The following is a 14,606-nucleotide window of genomic DNA, read 5'->3' as shown; positions in this document are numbered from 1 at the left end:
GTTGAAAGCGCACCCAACCCCCGGATTCCTTGCCGTTCTGGCCCAGATTGCCCCGGGTACCGAGCTCGCCCAGGGTCTTGAACGGATCCAGCGCGGCCGTACTGGCGCTCTCATAGTGCTGGGCCATGACAGGCTCGTGGAGTCGATCAGCTCCGGCGGCTTCAGGATCAACACCGAATACACGCCTACACGCATCCGCGAACTGGCCAAGATGGACGGCGCGATCATTCTGGACGGCACAGGACGCCAGATCCAGCAGGCCGGCGTGCAGCTGATGCCGGATGCGCAGATTGAAACCCAGGAGTCCGGCACCCGCCACCGCACGGCAGAACGCGTAGCCGCGCAAACCGGGTTCCCGACGATTTCGGTTTCGCAGTCCATGCAGACCATCACCCTCTATGCCGACGGCGAGCGCCATGTGCTCGAGCCAGCCGAGCGCCTGCTGGCCCGCGGCAACCAGGCTATTGCTACCTTGGAACGGTACCGCCACCGCCTGGACCAGGTCACCAGCGCCCTGTCAGCTGCGGAAATTGAAGATGTCGCCACCGCGCGGGAAGTGCTCGCTGTCTTGCAGCGCACCGAGATGCTGCGCCGTACCAGCGAAGAAATCTCCCGCTACGTGCTGGAGCTGGGCATCGATGGGCGCCTGCTGGCGGCCCAGCATGCGGAATTGCTCTCCGGCATCCAGGCGGATAACCAGTTGCTCCTGCGGGACTATTCCGACGCTGAAGGCCAGGAGCTGGATATCGAGCGTGCCCTGGAGACGCTGCATGAAGTTTCCGATGCCCAGCTCATTGAGCTTGATGGCCTGACCAAGATCCTGTTCCCGCACTCCACCATTGGCCAAGACGACCAGCTGACCCCGAAGGGCTACCGCCTGCTTTCGCAGATCCGCACGGTGCCCAAGCTGGTCGGGGACCGCCTGGTGGCGTCCTTCGATAACTTGCAGCTGCTCATGGCAGCGTCCACCAGCCAGCTCATGGAAATCGAGGGCGTCGGCGAGCAGCGTGCACGCTCCATCCGGGAAGGGCTGGCCCGCATGGCCGAATCCTCGTTGCTGGATCGCTACATCTAGGCGTTTTCACTCCAAGGTGAAGGTGACCGGCTCCGAAACGAAGTCGCCGATAGCGGCGGTGAACTTGTAGGTTCCCGGACGCGGCTGCACGCTGACCGACTTGCACCCGGGAGCCGAACGCTCGCGGTTCCAGGTGAAGCGCGCGTTCTCCTTCTGCCCCGGCTTGAAGGCCAGGTTCACATCTTCTGCGCCATCCAGGCAATCGATGGTGGAGAAGATGCGGTCCGCGCCGCTGGAAACCAGGAACTCCTGCTGCGTGGTTCCGACGTTCAATTCGCATTCGCGCTTGGAAACATTTTCGATGCCCAGCAGCAAGGTCGGCTTCTTGTCCGAGGCGTAGCTTTTCGCATCGGTAGTCGCAGTAATCTCGACCTCGTCGCTCTTGCACTTCTTGGCCGCAGCTTCGTCGTCTTCCGGCTCTGGCGATGGCGAAGGAACCGACTGGGTTTGCTGGGCGCTTGGCTCATTGCCTGCAGTTTTCTTCTCATCAGGGGAGAACAATCCGGCCAGCGCAACGACGCCCCAGACAAGCAGGCCGACGAGCACCAGGGCAAGTACTGCCACGGTGATCCGCCTGCGCCGGTAGACGCTGGCCGATGGTTTCCCCCCTGATGCGTTGCTCATGGCTTAAGGCTAATTCATTTGCCTGCCCGAAGCCGGTAATGGCGTAGGATCCAGGGCAAATCACGTTCTGCAATCCATTCCCGCTGATTCCGGGCGGACGGTGCGCTGGCTTAGAGTGGTGGGGTGCAGCAAATCCACAACACCATCAACACCTGGTACCTAGAGAACGCCCGCGACCTGCCTTGGCGACGCCCCGGAGTGAGCGGCTGGGAAGTCATGGTCAGCGAGTTCATGCTCCAGCAGACTCCGGTAGTTCGTGTCTTGCCGGTTTGGGAAGAATGGATGCGCCGCTGGCCACGGCCGCAGGATCTGGCTGCGGAACCGCTGTCCGAAGCACTGAAAGCGTGGGGACGGCTGGGCTATCCGCGGCGCGCGCAGCGCTTGCATGCCGCCGCCGTGGAGATCACCACCGAGTACAACGGCGAAGTCCCGCGCACCGAAGCCGAGCTCCTGGCCTTGCCGGGCATCGGCTCCTACACCGCGGCCGCCATTGCCTGCTTTGCCTTCGGCGAGCGCACCGTTGTCGTGGACACGAACATTCGCCGCGTGCATGCACGGCTCTTTGGCGGCATGGCATTGCCCGAGCCAAGCCCGCGTGCCAGTGAATTCGCCCGGGCTGCAGAAGTCCAGCCCGAGGATCATCAGGCAGCGAATCTGTGGAATATTTCGGTAATGGAACTCGGTGCCCTGGTGTGCACCGCTCGCAGCCCGAAGTGCGAGCAATGCCCGGTCTTCCAGCAGTGCGCATGGATTGCCCAGGGGCAGCCGGCCCCGCACTACATCCCGAAGGGACAAGCTTGGAAGGGTACGGACCGGCAGGTCCGCGGCGCCATCATGGCGATCCTGCGCGAGCATGAGCAGGCGGTGCCAGAGCAGTCCTTCCTGGCCGAGCTGTCCCATGAATCGCATGCAAGGTATGTGGCGCTTGACCAATTGCAATCACCATTGGAGCAGCGTGAACGGGCACTGGCCGGGCTGCTCAAAGATGGCCTGGCGATCGCCGAAGAAGATGGAATCCGCCTGCCTTCGTAGCATCGGCCCGGAACGAGCCAGAAGCGGCTAGCTTTATGCCCTGATGCATACCTATGCTTAGCCCATGAACGCTTCAGTTGATCCAGCCGCTGCTGTTCGCCACGTAGCCAAGCACCCATGGTTCGAACGCGCCGCACGCCTGGGATACGTCGCCAACGGCGTACTTCACGCAACCGTGGGAATCCTCGCAGCTTTCGTCGCTGCCGGCGGCAAGGCGGAAGCCGATCAGGGCGGAGCCATGGGCGCCTTGGCAGAGCAGCCTTTCGGCATGGTCTTGCTGTGGATCTGCGCAATCGGCGCACTATTGCTGGGCCTATGGTCCTTGGCGCAGGCCTTCTTGCCCGAAAACGAGCTGAAGGGCAGGCTCAAGTCCGCGGCCATCTCGGTGTCCTTCTTGGCTGTCGGCTTCACCTTTGGGCGGTTTGCGGTGGGAATTCCCAGTGATTCGGGAAAGACTGCCACCAGCTTCAGCGGAGAAATGATGAAGACCGGACTTGGCCGGGGGTTGCTGATCGCCTTGGGCCTGGGGCTGCTGGCCATGGCCGGCTACTACATCTACAAGGGTGCCACCCGGAAGTTCTTGAAGGATCTCTCCGGTTCCGGAAATACCGAGGTATCGCGCGCGATCAAGCACTCGGGCATGCTGGGCTATCCTGCCAAAGGCGTAGTCCTCGGTGCCGTGGGCCTGCTCTTCATCGTGGCCACGGTACAGCGCGACCCGGAAGAGGCCAGCGGTATCGATGGCGCGCTGAAGGCCATCCAGGATCAGCCGTTTGGGCCGGTTGCCCTGGTTGCTATCGGTGCGGGCCTGGTTTGCTACGCGCTGTATCTGGTATTCCGTGCGCGCTACGACCGGATGGACTAGAAGTATCAGTCCAGCGTAATGATCATCCGGGTATTGCCCAAGGTATTCGGCTTCACGCGTGCGAGGTCCAGGAATTCAGCGACGCCTTCATCCCGGGAGAGCAGGATCTCCTGGTATACCGCTGGATCCACGGCACTCTGGTCAGCCATCACCTTGAAGCCTTGGCGTATGAAGAAATCCACTTCGAAGGTCAGGCAGAAAACGCGGCCAACCCCGACTTCCCGGGCACGTTCCAAGAGTTCGGAGAGCAGGACATGGCCTACGCCCTTGCCACGCAGCTCGCCCGAGGTCGCCAAGGTACGGATTTCGGCGATGTCTTCCCAGATGACGTGCAAACCGCCGCAGCCGACAACATTGCCGTCCGCGTCCTCGGCGACCAGGAATTCCTGGATGGACTCGTAGTAGGTGACCGCTTCCTTATCCAGCAGGATCCGTTCCTCGGCCAACGGGCGCACAAGATTGCGGATAGCGTTGACATCACTGGTTCTGGCTGAGCGGACGGTAAAAGAGTTCACGTTCTAAATCCTATGCCCCACCGTTTGCAGAATCGAAGCAGATGCCGGATATGTCATTGAAGGAACATCCCGCAACACGGCGTGCCAAGATAAACTTGAACATTGAAGTCGCACTGGAGCAAGGATGAGGATGCCAGCTAGAACAGTACGCCCCGGATTCGGATTGCTTGCCATCCTCCTATCCGCCGTCGGCATCGCTCCCCTGCTTAATTACGGGTTGAACGCCACCAGCGACCTGGTCATCAGGGATTTGGGAATCACCGAATCCCAGTTCGGCCTGTTGGCGACAGTGTGCTTCGGCTGCGCCGCACTGGGTAACGCCGTCTTCGGGAAGTTCTCCGACAGGCAACCGGATACCAGGCTGATCCTGCTGATCTTCGGCACGACGGCGGTCGCGCTGGGCTTGGCAGCCATTCCCGCAGGCTACGTCTTGCTCCTGGCGGCTTCCGGCCTGGCCGGCTTCGCCCAGTCATTCCCCAACGGGGTCACCAACCGCATTCTGGCCCAGCGCGTCCCTAGTGCCCAGCGCATCACGTGGACTGGCATCAAGCAGTCTGGCGTGCAGGTTTCGCAGCTCGTAGGCAGCGTGGGGTTCCCGCTGCTGGCTGCATTCATTGGCTGGAACGGAGCATCGCTGGCCGGCGCCGTGCTCGCCGCGGTCCTCGCGGTGATCGCTGTACGGGTTATCCGCGCAACCCCCATGCTCGCCGCGTCTGCCCCGCAGAAGGCGGCAGCGGGCGCGAGCCAGCCGGTGGCTACGGCCGCCCCCTCCACGAAGTTCGTCATTTTTGCGCTGGCCCTATTCGGTTTCATCAACGGTGTCGGCGTACAGGCAACCAACGTCTACCTGGCGCTCTTTGCGGTCCGCGAGCTGGACTTCTCCTTGGTGGCTGGCGGCCTGACCGCCGCGGTCGCTGGCGTCATTGGCGTTTCCGCCCGCGTCGGATGGGGGCAGATGATGTCACGCGGCGTATCAGCGCCTAAGCTCTTGCTGCTGCTGGCGTCACTGGCCACTGCGGGCGGTGCCAGCTTCCTGATGGCCCAGCAGCTGCACTCGGTGGCCTTGCTCTGGCTAGCGGCCTGCCTGCACGGGGCCTCGGCCCTGGGAGTTTCGGTAGTGCTGATGGCGGGCTTGCTGCGGGTGATCCCCGCAAGCCGCCTGGGAAGTGCCAGCGGAATCGTCTCGGCGGGCCAGTTTGGCGGTTTCACCGTGGGGCCCTTGGCCATGGGCCTGCTGGTCGGCTCGGCCGGTGGCTTCACCGCGGGCTGGATCACCGTCACCGGGATCTACCTGTGCTCAACGGTGCTGGGTGCATTCCTTGTCCTGCGAGCCAGGAACCGGGGCTAGCCGGTGGATGCCGAAGCGCTGAAAACCCTGGCGCACCTGCGCCGGGCCAGGGACCTGATGGACCGGCACTATGCGGAACCATTGGATGTGCCTGCGTTGGCCCAGCGTGCTTCCATGTCTCCTGCTCATTTTTCCAGGGAGTTCAAGCGGGCCTATGGCGAGACCCCGCATGCCTATTTGCTCACCCGCCGTATCGAGCGCCATGCATCTGCTGCGCGCATCGGTCTCGGTAACAGATGCTTGCATGCAAGTGGGATGGACCTCTCTGGGTTCCTTCAGCACGCGCTTCACCGAAGTTGTCGGCGAAACTCCCTCGTCATACCGGGAACGGGACCATTCAGCCACCGAGCAGATCCCTGCCTGCATCGCCAAGATCCTTTTGCGTCCCGAGAGATTCTGAGCAGTTTTGAAGAAGCGCTATCTGGTCGGCGCTCCCTAGGCTGGAGCCATGGCAAGCATTTCAATCAATCATGTCCCTTTGACCGTGCTCGATGTGGATGAGGCGCTCGCGTTCTACCGCGATGCGCTGGGCTTCACGATCCTCTCCGATGTCGCCAACGGCGGCTTCCGCTGGGTGTCCCTTGGCGGCTCCGACGGCCTCGGCACCAGCCTGGTGCTTTCGGCTCCGGGCGCTGGCCGGTCAGCTGCCGATGCGCAGGCCTTGGCCGAGCTGGTAGCCAAGGGCGCGATCGGCCCGCTGGTGCTGTCCACCAATGATCTGGACAAGGTCTTTGAAACTTTGAGCGCGTCGGGCGCTGAAGTCCTGCAGGAGCCAATGGACCAACCGTGGGGTCCGCGCGATTGCGCCTTCCGCGATCCTTCGGGAAATATGGTCCGTATCAACCAAGCAGTTCAGGGAGAAGAAGCATGAGCAGTTCAGAACAAGAAGGCTTTTCAGCCGCCGAGAAGGCCGCGATGAAAGAGCGGGCCGCTGAGGTGCGCACTTCGAAGAAGCGCATGACCAAAGCCGAGAAGGCGGAACAGGCCCGCAAGGAAGTGGAAGAGAAGATTGCTTCCTTCGAGGACAACGACAAGGTGCTTGCGCAGAAGCTGCACCGGATCATCACCGAGACGGCTCCGGAATTGGAGCCGAAAACCTGGTATGGCATGCCCGCTTACGCTTTGGACGGCAAGATCTTGTGCTTCATGCAGGATGCCAAGAAGTTCGGTACCCGCTACCTGACTTTCGGCTTCAACGATGTTGCGCAGCTGGATGAGGGCACCCTATGGCCCACCTCGTTCGCCATTACCGCGCTTGATGGGCAGCTCGAAGAAATGCTTGCCGAGTTGGTAGCCAAGGCGGTGGCCCGCTAAGCCCAGCACGCCCGGAGGGAATCGATTGCTCTTCAGGCGTCGAGGCTTTCTTGCTCCGCCTGGGGCAATGCCTTTGCCAGCAGCGAGGCGGAAAGCGCGAAGACCCCGATCAGCCCAAGCAGTCCCATGCCAATAGGCAGGGTGCCTTGCTGCGCGGCGTCCTCTCCCATGGCAGCGAGAAGCATGGCAGCGCCCAGTCCGAGGATTCCGAAGCCAGCGGCCAGGAAGCAGACCACAATCGATTTCGGTCCCGGGTTCCAGTGCCCCAATGAGGTGAAGTCGCGGTAGGCAATGATGCCGATGGCAATACTGAGCGTGCCCGCGGCACCAATCACCAGCACCACCAGCCACGTTGGGCCGTATCCGGCTCCGTCGGTGCCGGCATGGCGCACCAATTGTCCAGGAAGCTGGGGACGGAGGAGAAGGTACAGGGCTGAATAGGCCATGGCTGCGAGGCAGGAAGCGGCAATCAGCTGTTGCCCTTTGCTTCGCTTCTTCATGTGTTGAGCCTACGACATGGCCGGATTAAAGCCAATAGCCGTGGAACTGAACGTTGTCAGTTCCACGGCTATGGGTTATGCCTCTGCGGCCTAGCTTTCCAGTGCTGCCGGTGCCGGCTCGCCTTCCAGCTGGCCGGTGCCGCCTTCAGCGTGGAAGACGAACTTGCGGCTCTCGCCTTCGCCCTCGACGTCGACGGTGACCTTCTGGCCCGCAACGATCTGGCTGAAGAGGATGCGCTCGGAGAGCTGGTCCTCGATATCGCGCTGGATGGTGCGGCGCAGCGGGCGGGCACCCATTGCTGGATCGTAACCGCGCTGGGCCAGCAGGCTGCGGGCAGCCTGGGTCAGCTCGATGGTGATCTCGCGTTCTTCCAGGCGCTTGGCCAGGCGTGCGATGAACAGGTCGACGATTTCTTCGATCTCGTCCTGGTTCAGCTGCGGGAAGACCACGGTGTCATCAACACGGTTCAGGAATTCAGGGCGGAAATGCTGACGCAGTTCTTCCTGGACCTTGGCCTGCATGCGCTCGTAACCGGTCTTGGTATCCGCGGCCGACTGGAAGCCGGTCATCACACCCTTGGAGATGTCGCGGGTACCGAGGTTGGTGGTCATGATGATGATGGTGTTCTTGAAGTCCACCACACGGCCCTGGGAGTCGGTCAAGCGGCCGTCTTCCAGGATCTGCAGCAATGAGTTGAACAAGTCGGCATGCGCCTTCTCGACCTCGTCGAAGAGCACTACGGAGAACGGACGGCGGCGGACCTTCTCGGTCAGCTGCCCGCCCTCTTCGTAGCCGACGTAGCCCGGAGGAGCACCGAAGAGCCGGGAAACGGTGTGCTTCTCCGAGTATTCGGACATGTCCAGGGTGATCAGCGCGTCTTCTTCACCGAAGAGGAACTCTGCCAGCGCCTTGGCCAGCTCGGTCTTGCCTACACCGGTTGGGCCGGCGAAGATGAACGAACCACCTGGGCGGTTCGGATCCTTCAGGCCTGCACGGGTACGGCGGATCGCCTGGGAGATGGCCTTGATCGCCGAGTCCTGGCCGATGACGCGCTTGTGCAGCTCGTCTTCCATGTTCAGCAGGCGCGTGGACTCTTCCTCGGTCAGCTTCACAACCGGGATGCCGGTGGAGTTGGCAAGTACCTCGGCAATAAGGTCCTCAGTCACCTCGGAGACTTCGTCCATGTCGCCATTGCGCCAGGACTTCTCCTTCTCGTTGCGGGCCTCAATCAGCTTGGATTCCTTATCGCGCAGCGAGGCAGCCCCTTCGAAGTCCTGCGCGTCAATCGCAGCTTCCTTCTCCAGGCGCACGGTGGCGATTTCCTCGTCCATTTCCTTCAAGGCCGGAGGAGCGGTCATGCGCTGGATGCGCAGGCGTGCGCCCGCCTCGTCGATCAGGTCCACGGCCTTGTCCGGCAGGAAGCGATCGGAGATGTAGCGGTGCGCCAGCGTGGCAGCGGCCTGCAGTGCACCATCGGTGATGGTCACGCGGTGGTGCGCCTCGTAGCGGTCGCGCAGGCCACGCAGGATCTGCGTGGTCAGCTCTACCGAAGGCTCCTTGACCTGGATCGGCTGGAAGCGGCGCTCAAGCGCTGCATCCTTCTCGATATTCTTGCGGTACTCATCCAAGGTGGTGGCACCGATGGTCTGCAGTTCGCCACGAGCCAGCATCGGCTTGAGGATCGACGCGGCATCGATGGCGCCCTCGGCGGCACCAGCACCAACGAGGGTGTGGATCTCGTCGATGAACAGGATGATATCGCCACGGGTGCGGATTTCCTTGAGGACCTTCTTCAGGCGTTCCTCGAAGTCGCCGCGGTAGCGGGAGCCGGCCACCAGGGAACCGAGGTCCAGGGTGTACAGCTGCTTGTCCTTGATGGTCTCGGGCACATCGCCGCGCACGATCGACTGGGCCAGGCCCTCGACGACTGCGGTCTTGCCGACACCAGGCTCGCCGATCAGCACCGGGTTGTTCTTGGTACGGCGCGAGAGGACCTGCATGACGCGTTCCATCTCGTGCTCGCGGCCAATCACTGGATCGAGCTTGCCCTCGCGGGCAGCTGCGGTGAGGTTGCGGCCGAACTGGTCGAGCACCGCCGAGCCTGCCGGGGTGCCTTCCTGCTGTCCGCCCGAGCTGACGCCAGCGGAGGCAGTTTCCTTGCCGCCCTGGTAGCCCGAGAGCAGCTGGATGACCTGCTGGCGCACGCGACCGAGGTCAGCGCCCAGCTTCACCAGGACCTGGGCTGCGACGCCCTCGCCCTCGCGGATCAGGCCGAGCAGGATGTGCTCGGTACCAATGTAGTTATGCCCCAGCTGCAGCGCTTCGCGCAGCGAGAGCTCCAAAACCTTCTTGGCGCGAGGAGTGAACGGGATATGACCGGAAGGCGCCTGCTGGCCCTTGCCGATAATCTCCTGAACCTGCTCACGAACGGCACCCAGCGAAATATTCAGCGACTCAAGCGCCTTTGCGGCGACACCGTCGCCTTCGTGGATTAGACCGAGCAACAGGTGCTCGGTGCCGATGTAGTTGTGGTTGAGCATGCGCGCCTCTTCTTGGGCGAGCACGACAACTCGACGGGCACGGTCGGTAAATCTCTCAAACATCTTCGGCACACTCCTTGCTTACCAATAATTCGATGCTACGCACCAAGCGCCGGCAATGCGCCCTTGTTCGCCACAGGGATAACCGAAGCGGTCCCCTGGTACCGGAAATCCGTAATTGAGGTGCAATTAATTTCCAGATTTACTTGGCTCGCCAATATTGCGATGTTCAATGAAGGTATTGGATGAATTACGAACGTCGTTATAAGAATAAGAGCCGGCACGCATTGCGTGCCGGCTCTTATATTGAGACTTGTTGAAAACCTCGCAAATTACTTCGCGCGGTTTCGTCCGCCCTTGCGCATTGCAGCATTGTAGGCATCTACAACTTCTGCATTAAGGCGTCCGCGTGCGTTGACCTTGATGTTGTTTTCCTTCGCCCATGCGCGGATTGCTGGAGCTTCGCTCGCTGCAGTCTGCTTCGACGAGCGCGCCGCATCGATGTACGGCTCGATGGCTGCATGGAACTGAGCAGCATGCTCGTCGTTCAGGTCGATTTCAAAATGCTGACCAGCGACGCTGAATGCAATAGATTCAGTCGCCTCGCTACCATCAATATCGTCGATCAGGGCAATTTGAACCTGACGTGCCATTTAGGAATTCCTCCGAGCTTGAATGTACTGGACCAACTGACATTCGATCATCAGCCCATTTCAAACAACAAGCATATACAAATAGCCGCACTAAACTCTAATTATCATCAGAATTCACAAGGTTCTTTCAGGAAAGACTAATTCTCGTTTACTGGATTATTAGAATCCGAGCGATTTTGAATTAGCGCATCAGCTTCAGCTTCAGCTTGGCGTTCTTTTCGATCCGCGTTTGTAATTGCTTTCATCACGTACCAGAAAAGCAGCGCCAGGCCGATTGTCGGGACGATCGCCTCAATATATGGCATTCCTATGCCTCCGGCTTTAGGAGTGGGAACAGAATAGTTTCACGAATACCGACGTTGGTGAAAAGCATAACCAGACGATCGATACCCAAACCGATACCGCCCATCGGCGGTGCACCGTATTCCAATGCACGAAGGAAGTCTTCGTCAAGCTGCATTGCTTCCGGATCGCCGCCAGCAGCCATCAGGGACTGCTCGGTCAGGCGCTCGCGCTGGATCACCGGGTCAATCAGCTCGGAGAACGCGGTACCGCGCTCCATGCCGCCGATGATCAGGTCCCAGGCCTCGATGACTCCCGGCTTCGAGCGATGCGGGCGTGCCAGCGGCTGTGCCAGTGGCGGGTAGTCGCACACGAAGGTCGGATCGATCAAGGTCGGCTCGACGATTTCGCCGAACAGCTCGATGACCAGCTTCTGGGCGCCCCAGGCCGGATCGATCTTCACTTCGTGCTTCGCAGCGACTTCGCGCAGCACCGAAGCATCGGTTTCCGGGGTGATCTCCACGCCGACAGCTTCAGACAGGCCAGGGTAGACGCTGACCCAGCGCCAATCGCCGTCCAGGTTAGCGGTGCCCTTGGGGGTCTCGATGGTGCGGCCGGCACCAATGGCATCAGCGGCATTGAGAATGATTTCCTTGATGCGATCGGCCATGACGTACTGGTCGGCGTAGGCTTCGTAGGATTCCAAGGTGGTGAATTCCGGCGAGTGGGTCGAGTCGACACCCTCGTTGCGGAAGATGCGCCCCACTTCGAAGACGCGGTCAACACCGCCAACGACGCACCGCTTGAGGTACAGCTCGGTTGCGATGCGCAGGGTCATTTCCTGGTCAAAGGCGTTCAGGTGCGTCTTGAATGGACGGGCCGAAGCGCCACCGTGAACCAGCTGCAGCATCGGGGTCTCAACCTCGACGTAGCCGCGGTTCTCCAGGGTGTTGCGTACGGCGCGGACGATCGCGGCGCGCTTGTAGACCATTTCGCGGGCCTCGTTGCGCACGATCAAATCGGCGTAGCGCTGGCGCACGCGGGTCTCTTCATTCAGATCGGCGTGCAGCACCGGCAGTGGGCGCAGGGCCTTGGAAGCCATTTCCCAAGCGTCTGCCATGATGGACAGCTCGCCGCGGCGCGAGGAGATGACCTTGCCGGTCACGAACACATGGTCGCCCAGATCGACGAGCGACTTCCACTGGGCCAGGCGCTCTTCGCCAACGTTGGCAAGCGAGAGCATGACCTGCAGGCGAACCCCTTCGCCCTTCTGGCCGCCTTCCTGCAAGGTGGCGAAGCACAGCTTGCCGGTGTTGCGCATGAAAACGATGCGGCCGACAATGCCGACGACGTCTTCGGTCTCTTCACCAGCTTCGAGGTGCTCGTACTTGTCGCGGATTTCCTGCAACGAGTGGGTGCGAGCTATGCCTACCGGGTAGGCTTCCTCGCCCTTGGCCAGCAGCTGGTTGCGCTTATCGGTGCGCACCTGTCGCTGATCGTTTGGATCTGGGGCCTGTGCGGAATTATTTTCGGAAGTCACAATAGACCATTCTACGTGTCATGGCGTGCAGTTGAAGCCCTTCATGATCAGCCTTACACAGTGATCTTGGCCCGTAACGCAGGATAGGGCAGGGGCAAAGCTGGCTTTGCCCCTGCCCTATCCATTCAGTTATGCGGTTTACCAGATTTCTACGCGGTCAGCTGGATCCAGCCACATGCCATCGCCGGGCTTGGTGCCGAAGGCCTCGTGGAAGGATGCCAGGTTCTTCGGAACCTGGTTGCAGCGGAACTCCCCGGGTGCATGCGGGTCGGTGGTCACGCGTACTACCGCGGTCTCCGGACGAATCAGCGTGCGCCAGCATTCGGCCCAGGAGTAGAAGAAGCGCTGGTCTCCTGTGATGCCGTCGATCACTTCATCTTCCTGTATGCCAAGGGCGGCCAACTCGAGCTTGTAGGCCTTGTAGGCAATGCCCAGGCCTCCGAGGTCGCCGATGTTCTCGCCCAAGGTCAGTGCACCGTTGACGTTGTGTTCCGGGGCTTCTGAAGGGGACAGCGCGTTGTACTGGTCCACCAGCTTGGCGGTCAGCTTCTCGAAGGAAGCCCGGTCCTCATCGGTCCACCAATTGGTCAACTGGCCAGTGCCATCGAACTGCGAGCCCTGGTCATCGAAGCCGTGGCCGATTTCGTGGCCGATGACCGCGCCGATGCCACCGAAGTTCGAAGCGATATCGCGGTTCACGTCGAAGAATGGCGGGCGCAGGATTGCCGCTGGGAACGCGATTTCGTTCAGCAGCGGGTGGTAGTAGGCGTTCACCGTCTGGGGGAACATGAACCACAGTTCGCGATCCACCCCGTCATCGATCTTCTTCAATTCACGAGCGAACTCGAATTCGTTCGCCGAGGCAATATTCGCGATGACGTCCAGTTCATCAGCCTGGATGGCAGAGTAGTCGATCCATTGGTTCGGGTAGCCGATCTTCGGACGGAACTTGGAAAGCTTATCCAGTGCCTTTTCGATGGTCTCCGGGCCCATCCAGGACAGTTCGCTGATCGAGATGCGGTAAGCCTCGATGAGCCGTTGAACCAGCGCGTCCATGGCGTCCTTGGCCTCTGCAGGGAAGTGCTCAGCCACGTACAGCTGGCCGATGTCTTCGCCTACAGCACCTTCGGTGAATGCGACACCTCGCTTCCAGCGCTCCTTGAGCTGTTCCACGCCACCGAGCTTGGCCGAGTAGAAGGAGAAATTCTCATTGACGAATGCGCTGGACAAGTAGGGAGCGAAGGAGCGCAGCACCTGGACCCGCAACCAGTTCTTCCAGGCATCCAGCGGCTGGGAGCCGAATAGCTCAGACAATCCCTGAAGGTAGCTTGGCTGCCAGACGACAACTTCGCTGTAGTACTTCGGCTCAATGCCGGCGCCAGCCAGCCAGGTCCTCACACCCGGGAAAAGCGCGGAAAGCTCCTCATCGGACATCAGGTTGTAGCGTGCCTGAGCATCGCGGACCTTGACCCGGTCCCAGTGATGCGAGGCCATGGCCTTCTCGAGCGCTACGACATGTGCGGCCGCGGCTTCGGCATCAGCAATACCGCCAAGGGCCAGCAGGCGGCCAAGGTGGTCCTGGTAGTCGGATACGGTTTCAGCGAACTGCTCTTCGCGATAGTAGGACTCATCAGGCAGGCCCAGTCCGCCTTGCAGGAAGGTCAGCAGGTTCCGGTCCGGATTGCCGGCGTCGTTCATCGCGCCGATATCCATGAAGCCGCTGATGCCTTTGCGCTGGAAGAAACCGCATACTTCGAGCAGTTGTTCGGTGCTCTGGATATCCGAAATAGTATTCAAGAAGACAGCAACCGGATCGGCACCGCGTTCTTCGATAACGGCTTCATTCATGAATGAGCTGTAGAGGCGGGCAATGCGCTGGGTGGCGGCGTCAGTTTCTGCACCGGAATCGACCTTCTGCACTGCTTCATTAATGATTCCGTGGACCGCAGCCTCAGCCTGGTCGCGGAGTTCCATGAAGGAACCGTAAATTCCTTGATCTCCTGGAATTGTTGCTGTCTCGAACCACTTGCCATTGCTATGGCGGTAGAGATCGTCCTGGGGACGAATTGAATCGTCGCGGTATGTCAGTGGACTCGTAGTCTCGGTGGTCAAGGAAAGCCCCTCGTGTAGAAGATCTTGTTATTTCTACTACACACCTTATCTACTTCCATGAAGATAGGAAGGGTGAGGACGGCCGATGCGCGTACGGCTTAAATAGTCAAGTTAAACAGGTGAGGCCCCGGCACCAAACGGTACCAGGGCCTCAAACCATCTACTCAAGTTAAGTCCGGCGGTGACCTACTCTCCCACACCCTCA

At 60.7% G+C, this 14,606-nt stretch carries 14 protein-coding genes and 1 pseudogene; 7 read left to right on the top strand and 8 right to left on the bottom strand.

Annotation, left to right across the window (positions count from 1 at the left end):
* Position 1 precedes the first annotated feature (1 nt).
* Positions 2 to 1,075 (top strand): DNA integrity scanning diadenylate cyclase DisA, encoded by a 1,074-nt coding sequence (gene disA / locus EDF61_RS17825; protein ID WP_105659006.1) that lies wholly within the window; start codon positions 2 to 4, stop codon positions 1,073 to 1,075.
* 6 nt (positions 1,076 to 1,081) lie between these two features.
* Here the strand turns inward: disA and EDF61_RS17820 are convergent, their stop codons facing one another.
* Positions 1,082 to 1,699 carry a hypothetical protein gene (locus EDF61_RS17820; RefSeq protein WP_105659007.1) on the bottom strand — a complete coding sequence of 206 codons (618 nt, stop codon included), beginning with the start codon at positions 1,697 to 1,699 and terminating at the stop codon, positions 1,082 to 1,084.
* Between the two features lie 123 nt (positions 1,700 to 1,822).
* Here EDF61_RS17820 and EDF61_RS17815 point away from each other — a divergent pair, with 123 nt between their 5' ends.
* Together EDF61_RS17815 and EDF61_RS17810 are read left to right on the top strand one after the other, a co-directional pair.
* Positions 1,823 to 2,731, top strand: a complete 909-nt coding sequence (locus EDF61_RS17815) for an iron-sulfur binding domain-containing protein (RefSeq protein WP_105659008.1) — start codon at positions 1,823 to 1,825, stop codon at positions 2,729 to 2,731.
* Between the two features lie 64 nt (positions 2,732 to 2,795).
* Positions 2,796 to 3,596, top strand: coding sequence for a DUF1206 domain-containing protein (locus EDF61_RS17810; RefSeq protein ID WP_133835038.1), 801 nt, complete (start codon positions 2,796 to 2,798; stop codon positions 3,594 to 3,596).
* Between the two features lie 5 nt (positions 3,597 to 3,601).
* On the opposite strand, the gene EDF61_RS17805 is transcribed toward EDF61_RS17810, so the two are convergent.
* Positions 3,602 to 4,111 (bottom strand): amino-acid N-acetyltransferase, encoded by a 510-nt coding sequence (locus EDF61_RS17805; RefSeq protein WP_105659010.1) that lies wholly within the window; start codon positions 4,109 to 4,111, stop codon positions 3,602 to 3,604.
* Between the two features lie 130 nt (positions 4,112 to 4,241).
* Between EDF61_RS17805 and EDF61_RS17800 the strand changes: the two genes are divergently transcribed.
* From EDF61_RS17800 to EDF61_RS17785, 4 genes and pseudogenes are all read left to right on the top strand, one after another.
* Positions 4,242 to 5,459, top strand: coding sequence for an MFS transporter (locus EDF61_RS17800; protein ID WP_166650876.1), 1,218 nt, complete (start codon positions 4,242 to 4,244; stop codon positions 5,457 to 5,459).
* A gap of 57 nt (positions 5,460 to 5,516) precedes the next feature.
* Positions 5,517 to 5,859 (top strand): annotated as a pseudogene (locus EDF61_RS17795) (helix-turn-helix domain-containing protein).
* A gap of 48 nt (positions 5,860 to 5,907) precedes the next feature.
* Positions 5,908 to 6,330 carry a VOC family protein gene (locus EDF61_RS17790; RefSeq protein WP_133835037.1) on the top strand — a complete coding sequence of 141 codons (423 nt, stop codon included), beginning with the start codon at positions 5,908 to 5,910 and terminating at the stop codon, positions 6,328 to 6,330.
* Complete coding sequence (locus tag EDF61_RS17785) at positions 6,327 to 6,773, top strand: iron chaperone (RefSeq protein WP_133835036.1); 447 nt, start codon at positions 6,327 to 6,329, stop codon at positions 6,771 to 6,773. The genes EDF61_RS17790 and EDF61_RS17785 overlap by 4 nt, the downstream gene beginning before the upstream one ends.
* A gap of 32 nt (positions 6,774 to 6,805) precedes the next feature.
* Here EDF61_RS17785 and EDF61_RS17780 read toward each other — a convergent pair whose 3' ends face one another.
* The 6 genes from EDF61_RS17780 to EDF61_RS17760 form a co-directional block, all read right to left on the bottom strand.
* Entirely contained in the window at positions 6,806 to 7,273 is a 468-nt protein-coding gene (locus tag EDF61_RS17780; RefSeq protein WP_133835035.1) for a hypothetical protein, read from the bottom strand.
* A 90-nt stretch (positions 7,274 to 7,363) separates the two neighbouring features.
* Positions 7,364 to 9,877: an ATP-dependent Clp protease ATP-binding subunit gene (locus EDF61_RS17775; protein WP_105659016.1), complete on the bottom strand. Its 2,514-nt coding sequence runs from the start codon at positions 9,875 to 9,877 to the stop codon at positions 7,364 to 7,366.
* A 269-nt stretch (positions 9,878 to 10,146) separates the two neighbouring features.
* Positions 10,147 to 10,467, bottom strand: coding sequence for a histone-like nucleoid-structuring protein Lsr2 (locus tag EDF61_RS17770; protein ID WP_105659017.1), 321 nt, complete (start codon positions 10,465 to 10,467; stop codon positions 10,147 to 10,149).
* 137 nt (positions 10,468 to 10,604) lie between these two features.
* On the bottom strand, positions 10,605 to 10,772 hold the full coding sequence (locus EDF61_RS18905; protein WP_166650875.1) for a hypothetical protein: 168 nt from the start codon (positions 10,770 to 10,772) through the stop codon (positions 10,605 to 10,607).
* 2 nt (positions 10,773 to 10,774) lie between these two features.
* The gene (lysS, locus tag EDF61_RS17765) at positions 10,775 to 12,289 is read right to left on the bottom strand and encodes a lysine--tRNA ligase (protein WP_133835034.1); all 1,515 of its coding nucleotides are present in this window, start codon (positions 12,287 to 12,289) and stop codon (positions 10,775 to 10,777) included.
* A gap of 138 nt (positions 12,290 to 12,427) precedes the next feature.
* Complete coding sequence (locus EDF61_RS17760) at positions 12,428 to 14,401, bottom strand: M13 family metallopeptidase (RefSeq protein WP_105662699.1); 1,974 nt, start codon at positions 14,399 to 14,401, stop codon at positions 12,428 to 12,430.
* Positions 14,402 to 14,606 lie beyond the last annotated feature (205 nt).

Origin of the sequence: Arthrobacter sp. JUb115, from assembly GCF_004365035.1 — a bacterium.
Taxonomy (GTDB): Bacteria; Actinomycetota; Actinomycetes; order Actinomycetales; family Micrococcaceae; genus Glutamicibacter.
This window is presented reverse-complemented; position numbering and strand designations above follow the sequence as displayed.